Origin of the sequence: Haloprofundus marisrubri (genome assembly GCF_001469955.1) — an archaeon.
Lineage (GTDB): Archaea > Halobacteriota > Halobacteria > Halobacteriales > Haloferacaceae > Haloprofundus > Haloprofundus marisrubri.
Genome location: NZ_LOPU01000018.1, coordinates 725,860 through 741,943, shown reverse-complemented (window position 1 = coordinate 741,943; position 16,084 = coordinate 725,860). Strand labels below are relative to the sequence as shown.

Here is a 16,084-nt window from a genome sequence, read left to right as displayed (position 1 = left end):
GGCACTGAGGCGACGGAGTGGTGGAGTCTGGCGATTTTCTCGCTTTTCTCGCCTTCGACACCTCGCTCGACGGCGGACGTAGCGACGCACTCGACTTTCGTCTCGGCGACGCCGTCAGAAGAATCCGATGTGATAACTCACTGTTTGAGATACGGCGAGTCACGGAGACGCGGCATCCTCGGCCGAAGACTCGGGAGACCGTCGCTCGGCTTGAGCACGCGCCACGCTATCTGTGGCCGAAACAGCGTCGTCGGCGGTCGCTCCATCATCATCACGCGGAACTGCGCGTCACGCAACACGCCGTCGGTGTGGCCTTTCTCGGCCAATTGCGAGAGATACCGGCCCACGAGGTCGGTTCCGCGGGGCTTCGGACCCGTCGTCTCCGGAAAGGCGAAGTCGCCGCCGACGGCCATCAGCCACGCGATGTCGACGACCTCCGATGCTCGCGCGAAAAACCGTCTCCCGAGGTCGTCTCGGCCGCCTTCCGCGAGTGCGTGATGGAGGAGTACAGCCTCCAACGAGGCGACCGACATCCCCTGCGCGTAGATGGGGTTGAAACTCGCAATCGCGTCGCCGACAACGACGAGACCTTCGGGGAACTCGTCGAGGTCCTCGTACCGGCATCGTCGATTGGAGGGGAACCGGTAGTGGACGACTTTCTCGCTCGTTTGGTCGTGTTCGCGGAGTAGGTCGGCTACGTCCGAGACCGGAAGCGTCGCTGCGTACGCCTCGAACTCCTCGAACGTCGTCGGCGGTCGCTCGCCGTGGACGCCGTACAGCGTCACCAGCCACTGGTCGTCTTCGACGGGAGCCATCCCCGACCCACGAGGAGAGTCCGGCGACGCCGCGACGACGTACGACCGACGCTCCGTCGGCGGCCGTTCGACGAGCGTCGTACTGTACGCGAGGTCGATGTGAACTTCGTCGGTCACCGGCCGCTCGTATCCCGACCGTTCCAACCACGCCGGCGTTCGACTCGTCCGACCCGTCGCGTCGACGACCAACTCGGCGTCGAGTTCCGCCTCTCCGGTCGCTTCGTCGTCGACGACGACGCCGTCGACAGTCGTTCCCGCGTCGTCGAGACGGTAGTCGACGAGTCGACACCGCGACCGGAGTTCGACGCCGTCGAGGGCGGCGACGCGGCGGCGAAGCAGTTGCTCGTACAGCGAACGCGTCGCCCCGTACTGCGGGATACGTTCGGGGCCGTCGGCGAGGTAGCCGCCTTCGAGGTAGAAGTGGACGTCCCGCGACCCGTCGAACTGGACGCCGCCGGCGGCGAGCAGTTCCTCTCCGTAGCCCGGAAAGAGGTCCGCTATCGTGGACTCACCACCTCTCAGCAGGACGTGAATGTGCTGTGCCTGCGGCACGCCGCGCCGAGCGACCGGTTCGTCCGGCAGTGGGTCTCGGTCGACGACGGTCACCTCGTCGAACCCGTCGGCGAGGACGCGCGCGGCGAGCAGACCCGCGATGCCCGCCCCGACCACCACCGCCCGGTCGCCCCACTCGGTCACCTGTTCGCTGTCGTACCGCGGCACTGTCGCCAAGGTCATGGTCGTCACTCCCTCTAAGCGTGAGTTCGAGCAATACTGTGTTAGTTGTTGCCACACACCAATAAAGGTCGGACAGACTCGGCGACGGGACGGTTTCGACGCCCGAACGGGGGTTATCGTCACGAACGAGAGTCGCCTCACTCGAACGCGCCGAGACTCGACTGCAGATTTCTGTCGCTGTCGCCCTCGCGAAGTTCGTAGCCGACGAGATCACGCATATCGACGGCGTACGTGGTTCCAGCGTTGTCGAGAACGAGCAACCGACCTTTCGTGCCGACGACGCGCCCGGCAGCCATCGTCTCGCCCATCGGTCGACTGTCGAGGCTGAACCCGTAGTCGAACTCGAAGGTGTCGAACGGGTCGAACTCCGCGAGCAGCGACGCCCACTTCTCGGCGTCGACACGGAGATGAAGACCCGCTTGTTTCGTCGGCACGCGCACCCGGTCGGTCAACTCGCGGGCGAGTTCGGATTCGAGTTCGCGGGCGATGCGGCCGTTTTCGACCGTCCGAAGATGGGCGGCCCTGTCCGCTCCCTGTTCTCGGAGGCGGGTGTCGAGTCGCCACTCCTTGGTGACGCCGACTTTGAACACGTCGGGTGCGAACGCCGCGAGGTAGATGGCGTGGTCGTCGAAGCAGTCCATCTCGTCTTTGAGACAGGTACCCTTACAGCGGGCGCAGACCCACGTACTCCGGTGATACTCGCAGTAGGGGGCGTCGTCGTTCTCACAGCCGTAGTGGCCCTCGTCGGCTATCGTGCCGGCGCAGTGTCGGGAGTCGAGTCGGTAGGTGAGTTCGTCGCCGGCATCGAGCGAGAGATACTCGATTTCTGTTGGGTCGGCCGTCGCAGCGCCGAACCCATCACCGGTCGCGTTTTCGCCGACCGTCGTCTCCTCGCCCGGCGCGAGATAGAGACCTCCGTCGAGTGAATCGTAGCCGACGACTTGCACGGTTTCACTACCAGTCGGGATGGTAAAAGCGTCTCCGTCGTGGACCCGTCGGTTGCACGACTGCGACGAACAACGGCCCCACACAGAAGTCGAACGGAAACCGTACTCCCGAAAATCGGACCGTCCGCCGGCGCTGAGAGACCGGATACGCGGACCGTCGTGTCAGCCGAAATTAGAGATAAGCGACAGTGGTCCTAACCACTCGAAGAATGTCGAGACAGTCAGCGACGACGCGCAGAGGGGTGTTGCGGGCGGTGGGTGGGGGTGCAGCGACCGGACTCGCTGCGGGCAGTGTCCGGGGGGGAACGAAGAACGTGGGTGTCGGCGGAGACCGAAGAGACGGCGACACAGTCGTCGTGAACGTCGGATTCGACCCAGCCACCGACATCGGCGGGCCCGACGTCGTTCGACGGGTGGCGACTCGTCTCGTCCGACAGTTCTCCTTCGACGCCCTGACGGTCGAACTCCCGCGAGACGCCGTGACTGCGCTTCGACAGCGGCCCGAGATTCGGTACGTCGAGACGAACGGAACGATGCGGACGTACCAGCAGTCGACGGTGCAGACGATTCCGTACGGAATCACTCGCATCGGCGCACAACTCGCCCGAGAAGCCGGCATCACGGGCGACGGCGTCGACGTTGCCGTTATCGACTCGGGTATCGACTCCGACCACCCCGACCTGCAGGCGAACCTCGGCGAGGGGCGAGCGTTCGTCAACTGTCGGGGCCGACCGCGACTCTGCCGTGTTGCCGGTAACCGCAACGCCTGTAAGGCCGACTGGGACGACGACGACAACCACGGCACCCACTGTGCGGGCGTCGTCGCGGCCGTCGACAACGACGAGGGTGTCGTCGGCGTCGCTCCCGAGGCGACGCTACACGCGGTGAAAGTGATATACTGCGCCGGGGTAGGCCTCGTCTCCGACATCGCCGCAGGTATCGAGTACGTCGCCGACCAAGGGTGGCCCGTGGCGAGTCTGAGTTTCGGGTCCCAGCGCCCGACGAACCTCATCCGCGACGCCTGTGCGTACGCCGCCGAGGAGGGCGTGTTGCTCGTCGCCGCTGCCGGTAACGGCCGGGGACGACCGAACACGGTGGGCTTTCCGGCGACGCTGCCGAGCGTTCTCTCCGTGAGTGCTGTCGACCGCAGCGGCGGGTTCGCCCCCTTCTCGTCGACGGGGCCACGCATCGACATAACTGCCCCCGGCGCGAACATCCGTTCGACGGTTCCGGGGGGCTATCGCCAGTACTCGGGCACGTCGATGGCGTGTCCACACGTCGCCGGCGCGGCGGCACTGCTCGTCTCGACGGGACTCAGTCCAGCGGAGGCCCGAGAGCGACTCGTCGGGACCGCCGACGACCTCGGTCTCGAACAGATTCGACAGGGTGCCGGACTGCTGAACGTCGCGGCGGCGTTGGACCTCGACGACAACTTGTAGACCCGGGGAGTTATTCTCCGCTTTTTCGTATCCACAGTATGCTCACAGCTACGCTCACCACGACGCCTCGAGACGACTACGTCGAGTTCGAACTGACGGTCGAAAACCAAGGAGACGAGAGCGTGACGCTCTCGTTCCGCGACGCCCGCCGCGCGGAGTTCGTCGTCAGCGACGCCGCCGGCGACGGCGAGGTGTGGCGGTGGAGCGACGGCCGCATGTTCGCACAGATGCTCGGCAGCGAGACGCTCGACGCCGGAGAATCGATGACGTTCGAGGGCGTCTGGGACGACCCGGTCCCGGGCGAGTACGTCGCCATCGGCGAACTCGCGGCCGCCGACGCGGACGCCGACGCCGAGACGCACTTTTCGGTCGAGTCGGTGTAAGCGACGCACGCAGCGCAACCGACACCGACGCGCCGACCACGGCCCACAGACTACGACTCGTGTTCGGCGCGAAGTTCCTCGTACAGTTCGCTCGCAGCGCGTTCGACCGCCTCGTCGCTGGCCGTCGATGGTTCGTAACCGAGTGCCGAGAGCTTCTCGATGGAGAGTCGCATCTTCGGCACGTCGCCTTTCCAGCCGCGTTCGCCGCCGGTGTACTCGTAGTCGGGCGCTAACCCCATCACGTCGGCGACGATGTCGGCGATACGGTTCACCGACGTCGTGGTTCGGGTCCCCAGATTGTAGGTGTTCATCGATTTTTCCGCATTTTCGACGACGTGGCAGATGGCGTCGACGCAGTCTTCGACGTACAGGTAGGATTTCTCCTGTCGGCCGTCGCCGAGGATGGTGAGCGTCTCGGGGTCGGAGAGGAGTTTCTCGATGAAGTCGGGAATGACGTTACCGCGCTGTTTCGGGCCGACGATGTTGGCGAAGCGGAACACCCACGCCGTGAACTCGTGTGAGTGTGCATAGGTCGACATCAGCGCCTCGTCGGCGAGTTTGCTCGCACCGTAGGCGCTGATAGGTTCGATTGGCGCGTAGTCCTCGGGCGTCGGCCGCGGGGCCTCACCGTAGATTGTAGAGGAAGAGGTGAACGCGACGTTGTCGACACCCACCTCGTCCATCCGTTCGAGAACGTTGTACGTCATCTCGGTGTTCTCCTCGAACAGTTTGCGGGGGTCCTCGTAGTTCGTGTCGGTGTACGCCGCGAGGTGAAAGACGATATCGACGTCTTCGGTGAGTACCTCGGCGACGTCGGCGGGTTCTCGCATGTCCGCGCGGACGAACTCGACGCTGTCGGGGACGCGCGACTCGGTGCCTTTCGAGAGGTCGTCGGCGACGACGACGTCGTTCTCCGCCGAGAGCTTCGCTGCGAGGTGCGACCCGACGAGACCCGCACCACCAGTGACGACGACTCGCTTGTCTACGAGGTTCATACTCCACTCTCAGGCGACGGCAGTAAGTCGATTGTGGTCGCTCGCATACGACGAAGACGCGACAGGGAATCGGTGTGTGCGTCACTCCGGCGTGTCGTCGAGCATCCCGTCGCGCCCTTCGACGTCTGCGTGCTCGTCGAGCGTCGGACCGCCGTCGTCGACGTCCTCGTTCTCGACGCCGGCGGCCAGCGTGTTCCGGAGGAGGTTCTGATGGCCGCGTCGCAGACGTTGCGATACCGCCTGCACGGAGATATCGAACTCCTCGGCGAGGTCTTGGGTCGTGATGCGCCGCGGCACCTCGAAGTAGCCGCCCTCGAACGCGGCGACAAGCAAGTCCCGCTGTTCGGGCGTCACCTCGTACTCGCCGAACGTGGCCGGATTCCGCCGGTCGTAGACGTTGTCCAACTCGATGCTGTACGCCGCGCGGCAGGCGTCGTAGAAGGACGCGAGCGCCTCGCGGTCGGCGAACAACCCACGCAGATGCCAGTACCGCTCGCCCGCGACGGCGCGGACGATGGAGGCGTCTATCGGGTTGAGCGCCGCTTCGAGGGCGTCGGTTTCGGCGACCCAGTGGACGCGGTACAGTCGTTCACCTTCGAACGACTCGATTAACCGAACGTCGGCTATCGTTCGGTCGTCTTCGAGCGCGTCACCGAACGACGAGAGGTCGTCGCCGACGACGCGGATGTACGGGACGAGGCCACCTTCGGTGTGGACGACGAGTCGTTCGATAGCGACTTCGAGCCCCGACGCCGAGGAGAGGACGTCCCCGAGGACGAACTCCTCGACCGGGATGACGAACTCGGCGATGCTGCTCATGGGAGGGAGTCCACCGCGGAGATACTTCGGTGTGGTCCCTCCGCGAGTCGAACCCTCGAACCCTCCCCGTGGACGACCGAGTTCCGAAACCCCCTAACCGTCGCCTCGCCTCGAAGCGAGCATGCAAGGTGAATCCGAAGTCGTCGTTCTGCGTCTCGGCCACCGACCGGGCCGCGACGACCGGATGACGACACACATCGGGTTGACGGCGCGGGCGCTCGGAGCGGACCGCGCGCTCCTCGTCGGCGACGCGAGTCAGTCGGAGACGACGGTGCGAGACATCACGACGAGATTCGGCGGGCCGTTCGACGTGGAAGTCGTCGACTCCTACCGCGACATCATCCGCGACTGGGCGGGAACGGTCGTCCACCTGACGATGTACGGCGAACGCGTCCAAGACGTCGAAGAGGACATCCGCGCGGCCCACGCCGAGGGACCGGTTTTGGTCGTCGTCGGCGCGGAGAAAGTCCCGTTCGAGGTGTACGACTACGCCGACTTCAACGTCGGCGTGACGAACCAACCGCACTCGGAAGTCGCGGCGCTGTCGGTGTTTCTCGACCGCCTGTTCGAAGGCCGCGAACTGGAGCGCGAGTGGGAAGACGCCGAACGCGAAGTGATTCCGATGGAGACGGGCAAGCGCGTCGAAGAAGTCGAATAGCACTCTCTCACGACGTGCTGTCGCCCCGGTCGCGCCACAGCGGCGGGAGGTCGCCGCGGAGCATCCATCCGGCGGCGAACGCGCAGAAGGCCGCGAGCGCGGGTGACTCCCCGGTAACAGCGAGATAGATGCCCCCGAGTGCGAGCAACACACCCGGATAGATTCGGACGAGTTGTCGCGGCAGGTCGAACCCGGCGACGAGGAGTTCGACAAGCCGAATCGAGAGGAACACGACAACGACCGCAGCCACGTTTCGCAGTGGAAGCCGAAACGCCGCCGCTCCGGCGAACAGGAGCGCGCTGACGAGTAGCCACCCCACGAAGTCTTTGGCGGCCGTTCGGGTCTCGGCGTTCACGGTTCGAATATCCATTCGAGCCAACATAACCGTGTCTTCGCTTGTTTCGGTCGACGCCTCACGTCCGTTCGAGTTCGCCCGCCATCTCCCGTAACTCCGAAATCCGCGACGCCGTCGACGGATGCGTATCCGGGAACACGTCGGTGCTCAACAGCGCGTCGTCGTCGTCGGTGAACGTCGGCGTGTCCAAGGGCGCGATGTACAGCGCCTCGATACCGCCGTCGTACTCGCGGAGGTCACGGTCCGGGACGGTCCGTATCTCGCCGTCGATGGTTTCGAGCGCCGACGCCAGCGCGAGCGGATTTCCGGTGAGTCGCGCCGCGGCGCGGTCGGCGGCCCGCTCGCGGTACTGCGAGAGCACGCGAAACAGCAGAAAACTACTCACCCAGAAGAACGCCGAGATAGCGAGCGTCAGTATCGTCGTCGTGAGGAAAATGGCGAGTGCGGCGGCGACCGCTCGCCCGTCGTCGGTGTCGTGTAGCGCGTGGCCCACGTCGAAGAACACGCGCAAGAGGGTGTACGCGGCGACGGCGACGACGTAGGTGAGCGTCGGCAGCAGATACGCGACGGTCATCACGGTCACGTCGCGGTTCTTGATGTGCGCGAGTTCGTGCGCCAAGACGGCGTCGAGTTCGTCGCCGTCGAGCGCGTCGAGCAGGCCACTCGTCACGACCACCGTCGCGTGACTCGGCGAACGGCCCATCGCAAACGCGTTCGGCATCTCGGTGTTGACGACTGCGAGTTCGGGTGGTTGGAGGTCCGCCTGCTGAGCCAACCGGTCGACTCGTCGTCTGAGGTCCGGCCGGTCGTCGGCCGCCAGCGTCCGCGCGCCGACCGACCGAAGGGCGAGTTTCTCGCCGAAGAGGTACTGTAGCGCCACGCCGAGGAGAACGACCACGAGCAACACGCTGCTGCTGATTTGGAGGTCGGGGTTGAACGTCACCTCGAACGCCGAAGCGACGGTGGGGACGGCGACGTTGAACACCCACAGCATCGCCGTCACGAACGCGAACGGCAGGAGGAACACGAGGCCGACGGCGACGGCCATCCGGAGGCGGAGGTTCCAGTCGGGTTGCCAATCCATGGTAGCAGGCCAAACTGAAGAGTCATCAAGCTGTCGGGAACTCTCCGGGCAGTTGCGGAAGCGCCCCGTCAACACCGCTTCACGCCGGCATCCGGTGCTTTTAAACGATTCTGTGACAGAGTAGTAAGACAATGGCTTTTGAGGACCTACTGGGAGACCCTGTCATTCAGAAGTACCTCCACGAGTTGGTCGGACCGACGGGAATGCCCGTCGCCGCCGCGCCGCCGGACGGCGAGGTGACCGACGAGGAACTCGCCGAGGAACTCGGACTGGAACTCAACGACGTGCGCCGGGCGCTTTTCATCCTCTACGAGAACGACCTGGCGACGTACCGTCGGGTCCGCGACGAGGACTCCGGATGGCTCACCTACCTGTGGACGTTCGAGTACGACAACATCCCCGAGAACCTCGAAGAGGAGATGCACCGCCTGCTCGACGCGCTCGAAGAGCGTCAGGAGTACGAACAGAACCACGAGTTCTATCTCTGTGAAGTCTGTTCGATTCGCTTCGAGTTCGGCGAGGCGATGGACTTCGGCTTCGAGTGTCCCGAGTGCGGGTCGCCGCTCGAATCGATGGAGAACAACCGCCTCGTCGACGCGATGAACCGACGAGTCGGTGAACTCCGCGAGGAACTGAACGCCGACGTGACCGGCTGATGGTCGTTCTCGCAACCAAATGCTACGTCGAAGGTGACGCCCGCGAGCGAACCCTCGACAGCCTCCGGTCGCTCGTCGCAAACGAAATCGGCTCGCTCGACGTGGAGTTCACCGTCGGCGTCCGTCACGACGAGTTCGTCGCCGTCACCGTCGAAGGCGACGACGAAACCGTCGCCCGCAACGCTCTCCGCGAGGAGTGGGGCGAGATTCCGACGCATCTCGACGCCGGCGAAACGTACATCGGGACGCTCGAATCGTGGGACGACGACGGGTTCGTCCTCGACGTCGGCGAGGAGATTCGCATCCCGACCGACGAAATCGGCCTCGGCCGAGGAAGTCCCTCACAGATACGTGAGCGGTTCGGCCTCGTCCAGCACCAGCGCCTCAAGTTCGTCTACGGCGGCGACGACGAACCCTCTCGTCTCGCCGACGAGACGCGCGACCAGTTGTACGACTGGCGACGCGGTGTGGGGCGAGTGAACGTCAACAGTGCAACCCGCGGCGAGGTCCGCGCGACGGTGAACCGCGCCGGCCACGCCAACGACATCGTCACCGTGGAGCGACTCGGCCTCCTCGAACAGAGCATCATCTGTGCGGAAGGGACGGACCCACCGGGGCTTCTGGCGAGTATCGGTTCGTATCTCCCGTCGGAACTCCGCTGTGTCATTCCATGAACCGTCGACTCCTCCTCGCGTCGGCCGCCGTCGTTGTGCTCCTCTTCACCTCGGGGTGTCTCGGCTTCTTCGGCGACAACCAGATTCCGGAGGGCCGTCTCGACGGCAACGTCTCCGGCGAGTACAACTGGGACGCCGACGCCGACGTGTACATCAACATCTCCGAGCAGGCGACGTATCAGGCGGTGTATCGTTTCGAGGGTGAAGAACTGAGACTCTACCGCACCGGCTTCGGAACCGAGGACCCACTCTACGTCGAAGCAGTTCGCTACCGCTACCCGAACGGCAGCGTCATCAACGGAACGACGCTCATCGCCCGCGGTGGGAGCATCGAAGAACAGCGTGACGGTGTCGTGGTCCAACCGCCAGCGGACGCACCGAGCAACGAAGCCGGCCAGTTGGCGTTCACCGGCCAAAGCACGCCGAAGCAGTTCACCATGCGGACGTTCGTCAAGGGCTCGTACGAAATCGTCCTGCCGGAGGACCGCCGCGTCGACGTGCCGCTTCTCAGCAGCACACGGCCGAATCCGGACCGACAGGCCACCGAAGACGGCCGGGTTCACCTCTACTGGAACGACGTCCAGCGCGACGGGATTTCGGTCCGGTTCTACCTCCAGCGTGACCTCTACATCTTCGGCGCAATCCTCGGCGTCTCTGCGGTCGTCGCCCTCGTCGGCGGCCTCTACTACCGCCGCCGCATCACCGAACTGCGAAAACAGCGCGAGGAACTCGGTCTCGACGTGGATACGTCCGACGACGGCGGTCGCCGTCGGCCGCCGGGGATGTAATCGTAGTCGCACCGACACCGGCGATTCGCTCGGCGAACGCGAGATTTTTCGACGCGCCACTCCTCTTTCGAGCGATGCGAACCGCAATCGTCAGCGTCGGCGACGAACTCCTCGTCGGCGACACGGTAAACACGAACGCAGCGTGGTTGGGCGAACGCCTCGCCGCACGCGGGGTGACGGTCGAACGGGTGACGACGGTGCCGGACCGCCTCGCCGACATCGCCCAAGTCGTCAACGAGTCGCTGGCCGCCTACGACGCGGTCATCGTCACCGGCGGTCTCGGACCGACACACGACGACGTAACGATGGAGGGCGTCGCAGCGGCGGTCGGCAAGTCGCTGGAGTCGCACGCGGAGGCGTCGGCGTGGCTGGCCGACCGCGGCGGCTACGCCGCCGACAACGGGGAACCTCGAACGGTCGAACTCCCCGCCGGTGCGCGCTTTCTCCCGAACGACGAGGGCGTCGCTCCGGGCGCGGTCGTCGAGTCGGTGTACGTGCTTCCGGGCGTCCCCGCCGAGATGAAAGCGATGTTCGAGCGCGTCGAAAACGACTTTACAGGGACTGAGACGTACGTCGAACGCGTACTCGTCGACGAACCGGAGAGCGCACTCGCCGAGCGCTTAGCCGAACTCCAGCGTCGCTTTGGCGTCACCGTGGGTAGCTATCCGGGCGACGGCGTTCGCGTGAAAATCAGCGCTGCGGACCCGGAGACGGCGAACGAGGCGGCCGACTGGCTCCGAGAGCACGCGGACGCCGTCGACGATTGAACCGCAGTTGTGCAGTCGCGCTTCGAGTCGACTCAGCGGTAGAGATAGAGCAACCAGCCGACGGTGATGAGCAGGCTCAACAGGAGCACGACGCCGCCGGTTTCGGCGGCCGGCAGCGACTGTTCCGAGGCGAGTACGAACATAGCCGTAGGTTATCAGGCACCCGGTTTAACTGTTGACGGTTCGCATTGACGTGTGTCGCACGCCGTCGTGAGAAGCGAGAGGCGATGCCAAAATCGCCGTGAGTGAGCGGAACGAACAACGTCGATGCCGGTGAGTCGAACGAACTACGAAGAGACATGCGAAAGTTGAACTACGTCGCAACGGTGGACTACGACCATGGATGACAGCGCGGCGGCCCTCTCGGAGTCGGCGGTCCACGCCGCTCGGTGGGACGAGTCGACGCCGCCGAGTACCGCCGCCGCCGTCGCAGTCGCGGAGGCGAAGGGTGTCGACCCGACCGAGATGAAACAGCTGTATCGGTTCGTCGACCCCGATGCACTCGACGCGCTGTTCGTCGACCGGTCGGCGGCCTCGGTCGCGTTCGGCCTCTCCGGATACGAGGTGCTCGTCACGAGCGCCGGTGACGTGTTCGTCTTCGATGAACACACCGAACGCGTCCGGTAGTTGATTCTGCAGTCAATCGCTCGCGGCCCCCAGCGACTGCGCCCGTCTCGCCGAGTCGGCGTGTTTTTGCCGCCGCCGCCGCTGAGTTCGAGTATGCGAATCGGCGTCGTCGTCAACCCAATCGCCGGGATGGGGGGGCGAGTCGGACTCAAAGGGACGGACGGGAAAGTCGCGGAGGCGAGAGCGCGCGGCGCGGAGCCACGCGCACCCGAGCGTGCGCGTCGTGCGCTAACGGAACTCCGCGAGCGCCTCCCCGACGCGGAACTCGTCGTCTACGGCGGCGAGATGGGTGAAGACGCCGCCCGCGACGCCGGGTTCGACCCCGACGTCGTCGGCGCACCCGGCGACGCGGAGACGACGGCCGACGACACCCGACGCGCCGTCTCGTCGTTCGTCGACGCCGGCGTCGACCTCGTGTTGTTCGTCGGCGGCGACGGCACCGCCGCCGACGTGGCCGAAGCGCTCGCCGAGTTCGAGAGTCGAACCCCGATGCTCGGCGTCCCCGCAGGAGTGAAAGTGTACTCGTCGGTGTTCGCCGTCTCTCCTGAGGATGCCGCCGGAATCGTCTCGTCGTTCGAGCGAACCGAGCGCCGCGAGGTGATGGATATCGACGAGGACGACTACCGCGAAGGCGAGGTTCACCCGGAACTCCGCGCCGTCGCCACGGTGCCCGTCGCCGACGACCTGCAGTCCTCGAAGCAACTGGGTGGCGGCACCGTCGAAGCACTGGCCGAAGGCGTCGCCGCCGACGTCGAGTCCGGCGTCACCTACGTTCTCGGTCCCGGGTCGACCGTCGGCGCGGTGAAAGAGGCACTCGGCTTCGAGGGGTCACCCATCGGCGTCGACGTCTGGCGGGACGGCGAGGTGGTCGTCCGCGACGCCAGCGAAGCCGAGATTCTCGACGCTCTCGGCGACGAGAACGTCATCGTCGTCTCGCCTATCGGCGGACAGGGATTCGTCTTCGGCCGCGGCAACCCGCAGTTGTCACCCGCAGTCATCCGCCGGTGTTCGGTCGAAGTCGTCGCCTCGCGGTCGAAACTCGACGACATCTCGGTGCTCCGTGTCGACACCGACGACCCGGAACTCGACGCCGAACTGGGCGGGTGGACGAAAGTTCGCGTCGGCCGATTCGAGCGTCGGATGATGAAGGTCGTCTGAGCCTTCTGTCCGTGCTGTCACCGAGAGACACGGGAGCGACGGCTGATGTTCGACGCCGATTTCGGTTCCTTTCTGGTGTCTCGACCGCCGCATTCGTACCAACGAAACCACACATTCGTGGTGACCTGTGGGAGAACCCTCCCGTTTTATGATGTATTATCTCCCTATAGTGAAGATTAAGGTCATAGAAGGGATACGGCTTGCCATGGAGACGCGGAAAGTCCAGCGACTCGGTCCTTCGACGCTGGCGATGACGCTCCCGGCGGAGTGGGCGAAAGAACACGGCGTGAACAAAGGCGACGAGGTGTCGATTCGGATGGGCGGCAAGGGAACGCTCACCGTCCTCCCGGAGTCGGCGTCGACGGAGGACTCTGAAGCAGTCATTCACGCCGACAACCTCGACGCCGACGGCCTCGAACGCGCCATCGTCGCTCAGTACGTACTCGGGCGACGCGTCATCCACGTCGAGAAGTCCGAGGGCGCACTCGACAGCGAGCACATCAACGCCGTCTACAAAGCCGAGACGCAGTTGATGGGTCTCGGCGTCATCGAGGAGACGCCCGAACGCATCGCCATCCGGTGTTCGGTCGACCCCGAGGACTTCACGCTCGACAACCTGCTCGAACGTCTCGAAAACACCGGCAGCACGATGCGTGGCGAGGCAGTAAAAGCGCTGGCGCACGGTAACCCGGACTTGGCACAGCGGGCGCTCAACCGCGAGCGACAGGCGAACAAGATTTTCGTTCTCGTGCTTCGGCTCATCTTCACCGCCTACCAGAACCCGAACCTCTGTCGGGCCGTCGGCCTCGAATCCGGCTTCCCGCTCATCGGCTACCGCTCGGTGGCGAAGAATCTCGAACTCACCGCCGACAACGCCGAGGATATCGCCGAAATCGTCCTCAACACCGAAGGCCACACCATCGACGTCGACTCGGCGACGATGCGGCGCATTCGCGAGTTCACCGACCAAGTCGACGACATCACGGTCAAAGCCGTCCAGTCGGTCGTTGACCGCGACTACGACCTCACTATCGAGGTCAGAGAGCAGTTCCGCGAACTCACCGACCGCGAACAGGACATTCTCTCGGAGATTCCCGAGGTGTCGAACGAGGAACTGCTTCGGATTCGGGAAGTGCTCGTGAGCCTCCAGCAGACGGCGCAGTACGCGATGCGAAACGCCGAAATCGCGGCGAATCTCGCGCTCAACGCCGAATCCGACCACGTCACGATTTCCTGAGACCGGAAAGCATCCTCCTTCGTTTCTGCGAACGGCGACTGACGACTCAGTCCGCCGTCGCGTCCATCTCTTTTCGGGCGTCGCTGACGTGGGAATCGGTGGTGTCGGTAGTGTCGGCGTCCGCATTCGCTTCCGCATCCGTGTTCGCACCCGTATCGTGGCGTTCGACGGTCAGCGGGTTCCGGCGGGTGATGCGACAGTCGAAGGCCGGATGCTCGCCGAAGTGTCGAATCAGCATGTGGCGACGCGACCCAGTGATACCGGTTCGGCCGACGTCGTCGGCGGTGAACTCGTGCGGCAGGCGGTCGTACAGGCGGCGCAGCGCCTCGAAACTCTCGAACACTTTCGTGTTGCCCGCCGACTCCGCACCGCGCCGGGAGACGACGTAACTGCCGTCCTCGCGGTACTCGCCGGCGGTGCGGAAGAACTCGCGCTTCTCGGTCAACGCGGTGCCGATGGTGTCTTGCAGTTTCGCAGCGTCGGCTCTCGACAGTTCACAGGTACGGTCGCCGATGCGCAGCAGAATCGATTCGTCGTCGCTCGTCACCGAGACGGCGTTCTCATCGCGGGAGAAGAACTCGACCAGGAGACTGGCTACTCCGTTGCATGTACCCGATACACGAACGGACGTGGTAAAAACGTTGTCGGCCACTGCAGGTTTGGCGAGGCGGTGGCAGCCACGGTGGCCCCGAGGAGGGTCGAGTTGTCTCGACGCTGTGCTTCGAGGTCAGTGTTCGAGACCCGGTTCGTCGTGTCCGTGTTGTTGCCCGCAGAACCGTTGGACGTCGAACTGTTGTCCGTCGAGTTGTCGCTGGTGGACCCGTCACTCCCAGAGCCGTCGGCCGTCGCTTCGCTGCTGGCGGAACTCCCGTTCGTTTGCCCGGCGGTCGTCTCACTGCCGAACACGTCGGTCCGAACCGTCTGTGAGTACTGCACGTCCTCCAACGGAAGGTCTACTCGAACGTCACCGGGAAGACGAACGGCCGCCGAGAAGTCGATGGTGAGCGTCGTCACCTCCCCGCGGCGGACGTGTGTCACCCACCACTCGTCGAGACGGCCGTTTCGGATGACCGCCGTCGCGTCGATTCGCTGGGTCTGCTTCGGGCCGACGACGTACTCGCGGTTCGTCGACCCCTGCCCGACGCGGACGCCGTTCATGCGGATGTCGTAGCCGAGTTCACTCACCGTCACCGGCACCGACTGCGGGTTGTAGACGACGAACGAGGTTCGAATCGGCGTCGCCGACTCGTTGACCTCGCCCCACTGTGCGCTCGTCTCGTTGACGTAGAGAATCGGGTCCGGGACGAACGGTTGGCTCGCGTTGATGGGTCGCGTCTGCGTCGAGTTGAACCCCGAGACGATATCGGTTCGAATCTCGCGTTCGACCGTCGGCCCCTCGAACGTCGCGTTGACACCCCGATAGCCGGCGTCGGCGTCGACGCGGAGAACGGTCCGCTCGTCGTTTCGGACGTGGGTTACCCACCACTCGGGGATGCGCTCGTTTCGCATCTCCGTTCGAAACGACAGCGTCGAGTTGCCGCGACCGATTCGCAGGCCGGTCCGCCGGTTCGACGCCATCGCAACCTCGTTCATCCGGACGCCGTAGTCGATGGTCGCACCGTCGATGCTGACGCCGAGCGGGTTCGGGTTCCGGACGGTGATGTTCGTCTCGATGGTCGTCGTCTCGTCGTCGACGGCGACGATTCGGTTACTGATTTCGGTGACGCCGGGCGCGCCGACGTACCCGAACGCCGAGGCGACGACGAGCGCAGCGACTGCGGCGACGAGAACGACCGCAATCGACCCCGACCAGCTCCGCAGCATCCCTCGACTCGACCTGTCCTCCGATTCCGACGTATTCGACGCGTTCGGCCCGCCTACCCCGCTCGGGTCCATACGAAAGCAGTGTGTGCGGGCTACTTAGCCGATACGGTGGGTGAAACGAAG

The 16,084-nt window shown here is 64.8% G+C and carries 17 protein-coding genes and 1 pseudogene; 10 read left to right on the top strand and 8 right to left on the bottom strand.

The features are described 5' to 3' along the window. Positions 1 to 137: 137 nt before the first annotated feature. Positions 138 to 1,550, bottom strand: a complete 1,413-nt coding sequence (locus AUR64_RS09545) for an NAD(P)/FAD-dependent oxidoreductase (protein ID WP_082230703.1) — start codon at positions 1,548 to 1,550, stop codon at positions 138 to 140. 137 nt (positions 1,551 to 1,687) lie between these two features. Next, positions 1,688 to 2,497, bottom strand: a complete 810-nt coding sequence (locus AUR64_RS09540) for a DUF2797 domain-containing protein (protein ID WP_082230681.1) — start codon at positions 2,495 to 2,497, stop codon at positions 1,688 to 1,690. A gap of 209 nt (positions 2,498 to 2,706) precedes the next feature. Between AUR64_RS09540 and AUR64_RS09535 the strand changes: the two genes are divergently transcribed. Further along, positions 2,707 to 3,936 carry a S8 family peptidase gene (locus AUR64_RS09535; RefSeq protein ID WP_082230679.1) on the top strand — a complete coding sequence of 410 codons (1,230 nt, stop codon included), beginning with the start codon at positions 2,707 to 2,709 and terminating at the stop codon, positions 3,934 to 3,936. 38 nt (positions 3,937 to 3,974) lie between these two features. Further along, entirely contained in the window at positions 3,975 to 4,319 is a 345-nt protein-coding gene (locus AUR64_RS09530; RefSeq protein WP_058581675.1) for a BsuPI-related putative proteinase inhibitor, read from the top strand. A gap of 50 nt (positions 4,320 to 4,369) precedes the next feature. On the opposite strand, the gene AUR64_RS09525 is transcribed toward AUR64_RS09530, so the two are convergent. Further along, entirely contained in the window at positions 4,370 to 5,314 is a 945-nt protein-coding gene (locus tag AUR64_RS09525) for an NAD-dependent epimerase/dehydratase family protein (RefSeq protein ID WP_058581674.1), read from the bottom strand. 81 nt (positions 5,315 to 5,395) lie between these two features. After that, entirely contained in the window at positions 5,396 to 6,133 is a 738-nt protein-coding gene (locus AUR64_RS09520) for a helix-turn-helix domain-containing protein (protein WP_058581673.1), read from the bottom strand. Positions 6,134 to 6,254: 121 nt separating this feature from the next. On the opposite strand from AUR64_RS09520, the gene AUR64_RS09515 reads away from it, so the two are divergent. After that, positions 6,255 to 6,791, top strand: a complete 537-nt coding sequence (locus tag AUR64_RS09515) for a tRNA (cytidine(56)-2'-O)-methyltransferase (protein WP_058581672.1) — start codon at positions 6,255 to 6,257, stop codon at positions 6,789 to 6,791. Positions 6,792 to 6,798: 7 nt separating this feature from the next. On the opposite strand, the gene AUR64_RS09510 is transcribed toward AUR64_RS09515, so the two are convergent. Both AUR64_RS09510 and AUR64_RS09505 read right to left on the bottom strand, forming a co-directional pair. After that, positions 6,799 to 7,146 (bottom strand): hypothetical protein, encoded by a 348-nt coding sequence (locus AUR64_RS09510; protein WP_155120558.1) that lies wholly within the window; start codon positions 7,144 to 7,146, stop codon positions 6,799 to 6,801. 58 nt (positions 7,147 to 7,204) lie between these two features. Next, positions 7,205 to 8,230 (bottom strand): M48 family metalloprotease, encoded by a 1,026-nt coding sequence (locus AUR64_RS09505; protein ID WP_058581670.1) that lies wholly within the window; start codon positions 8,228 to 8,230, stop codon positions 7,205 to 7,207. 131 nt (positions 8,231 to 8,361) lie between these two features. Here AUR64_RS09505 and AUR64_RS09500 point away from each other — a divergent pair, with 131 nt between their 5' ends. The 7 genes from AUR64_RS09500 to AUR64_RS09470 all read left to right on the top strand — a co-directional run bounded on the left by AUR64_RS09500 (position 8,362) and on the right by AUR64_RS09470 (position 14,137). Further along, positions 8,362 to 8,886, top strand: a complete 525-nt coding sequence (locus AUR64_RS09500) for a transcription factor (protein ID WP_058581669.1) — start codon at positions 8,362 to 8,364, stop codon at positions 8,884 to 8,886. Beyond that, a complete protein-coding gene (locus AUR64_RS09495; RefSeq protein WP_058581668.1) occupies positions 8,886 to 9,560 on the top strand; it encodes a DUF2110 family protein in 675 nt (224 codons plus the stop codon). Before AUR64_RS09500 ends, AUR64_RS09495 begins: the two co-directional genes overlap by 1 nt. Then, entirely contained in the window at positions 9,557 to 10,348 is a 792-nt protein-coding gene (locus AUR64_RS09490) for a DUF5803 family protein (protein ID WP_058581667.1), read from the top strand. The genes AUR64_RS09495 and AUR64_RS09490 overlap by 4 nt, the downstream gene beginning before the upstream one ends. Positions 10,349 to 10,422: 74 nt before the next feature. Further along, a complete protein-coding gene (locus AUR64_RS09485) occupies positions 10,423 to 11,115 on the top strand; it encodes a competence/damage-inducible protein A (protein WP_058581666.1) in 693 nt (230 codons plus the stop codon). A 339-nt stretch (positions 11,116 to 11,454) separates the two neighbouring features. Continuing rightward, a complete protein-coding gene (locus AUR64_RS09480) occupies positions 11,455 to 11,742 on the top strand; it encodes a HalOD1 output domain-containing protein (RefSeq protein WP_058581665.1) in 288 nt (95 codons plus the stop codon). Positions 11,743 to 11,835: 93 nt separating this feature from the next. Further along, the gene (locus AUR64_RS09475; protein ID WP_058581664.1) at positions 11,836 to 12,900 is read left to right on the top strand and encodes an ATP-NAD kinase family protein; all 1,065 of its coding nucleotides are present in this window, start codon (positions 11,836 to 11,838) and stop codon (positions 12,898 to 12,900) included. A gap of 205 nt (positions 12,901 to 13,105) precedes the next feature. Continuing rightward, the gene (locus tag AUR64_RS09470) at positions 13,106 to 14,137 is read left to right on the top strand and encodes a PhoU domain-containing protein (RefSeq protein ID WP_058581663.1); all 1,032 of its coding nucleotides are present in this window, start codon (positions 13,106 to 13,108) and stop codon (positions 14,135 to 14,137) included. Positions 14,138 to 14,249: 112 nt separating this feature from the next. Here the strand turns inward: AUR64_RS09470 and AUR64_RS09465 are convergent. Both AUR64_RS09465 and AUR64_RS09460 read right to left on the bottom strand, forming a co-directional pair. Beyond that, positions 14,250 to 14,630: pseudogene (locus AUR64_RS09465) on the bottom strand (DUF7528 family protein); the annotation flags it as partial. 101 nt (positions 14,631 to 14,731) lie between these two features. Then, positions 14,732 to 15,961 (bottom strand): LEA type 2 family protein, encoded by a 1,230-nt coding sequence (locus AUR64_RS09460; protein ID WP_058581662.1) that lies wholly within the window; start codon positions 15,959 to 15,961, stop codon positions 14,732 to 14,734. Between the last annotated feature and the right edge of the window lie 123 nt (positions 15,962 to 16,084).

Excerpts from the sequence above, each read along its gene's own strand:
- AUR64_RS09495 (WP_058581668.1), top strand. The coding sequence starts at position 8,886 with ATGGTCGTTCTCGCAACCAAATGCTACGTCGAAGGTGACGCCCGCGAG.
- AUR64_RS09535 (WP_082230679.1), top strand. The coding sequence starts at position 2,707 with ATGTCGAGACAGTCAGCGACGACGCGCAGAGGGGTGTTGCGGGCGGTG.
- AUR64_RS09505 (WP_058581670.1), bottom strand. The coding sequence starts at position 8,230 with ATGGATTGGCAACCCGACTGGAACCTCCGCCTCCGGATGGCCGTCGCC.
- AUR64_RS09485 (WP_058581666.1), top strand. The coding sequence starts at position 10,423 with ATGCGAACCGCAATCGTCAGCGTCGGCGACGAACTCCTCGTCGGCGAC.
- AUR64_RS09475 (WP_058581664.1), top strand. The coding sequence starts at position 11,836 with ATGCGAATCGGCGTCGTCGTCAACCCAATCGCCGGGATGGGGGGGCGA.
- AUR64_RS09460 (WP_058581662.1), bottom strand. The coding sequence starts at position 15,961 with ATGCTGCGGAGCTGGTCGGGGTCGATTGCGGTCGTTCTCGTCGCCGCA.
- AUR64_RS09530 (WP_058581675.1), top strand. The coding sequence starts at position 3,975 with ATGCTCACAGCTACGCTCACCACGACGCCTCGAGACGACTACGTCGAG.
- AUR64_RS09525 (WP_058581674.1), bottom strand. The coding sequence starts at position 5,314 with ATGAACCTCGTAGACAAGCGAGTCGTCGTCACTGGTGGTGCGGGTCTC.
- AUR64_RS09500 (WP_058581669.1), top strand. The coding sequence starts at position 8,362 with ATGGCTTTTGAGGACCTACTGGGAGACCCTGTCATTCAGAAGTACCTC.
- AUR64_RS09545 (WP_082230703.1), bottom strand. The coding sequence starts at position 1,550 with ATGACCTTGGCGACAGTGCCGCGGTACGACAGCGAACAGGTGACCGAG.
- AUR64_RS09515 (WP_058581672.1), top strand. The coding sequence starts at position 6,255 with ATGCAAGGTGAATCCGAAGTCGTCGTTCTGCGTCTCGGCCACCGACCG.
- AUR64_RS09480 (WP_058581665.1), top strand. The coding sequence starts at position 11,455 with ATGGATGACAGCGCGGCGGCCCTCTCGGAGTCGGCGGTCCACGCCGCT.
- AUR64_RS09490 (WP_058581667.1), top strand. The coding sequence starts at position 9,557 with ATGAACCGTCGACTCCTCCTCGCGTCGGCCGCCGTCGTTGTGCTCCTC.
- AUR64_RS09520 (WP_058581673.1), bottom strand. The coding sequence starts at position 6,133 with ATGAGCAGCATCGCCGAGTTCGTCATCCCGGTCGAGGAGTTCGTCCTC.
- AUR64_RS09470 (WP_058581663.1), top strand. The coding sequence starts at position 13,106 with ATGGAGACGCGGAAAGTCCAGCGACTCGGTCCTTCGACGCTGGCGATG.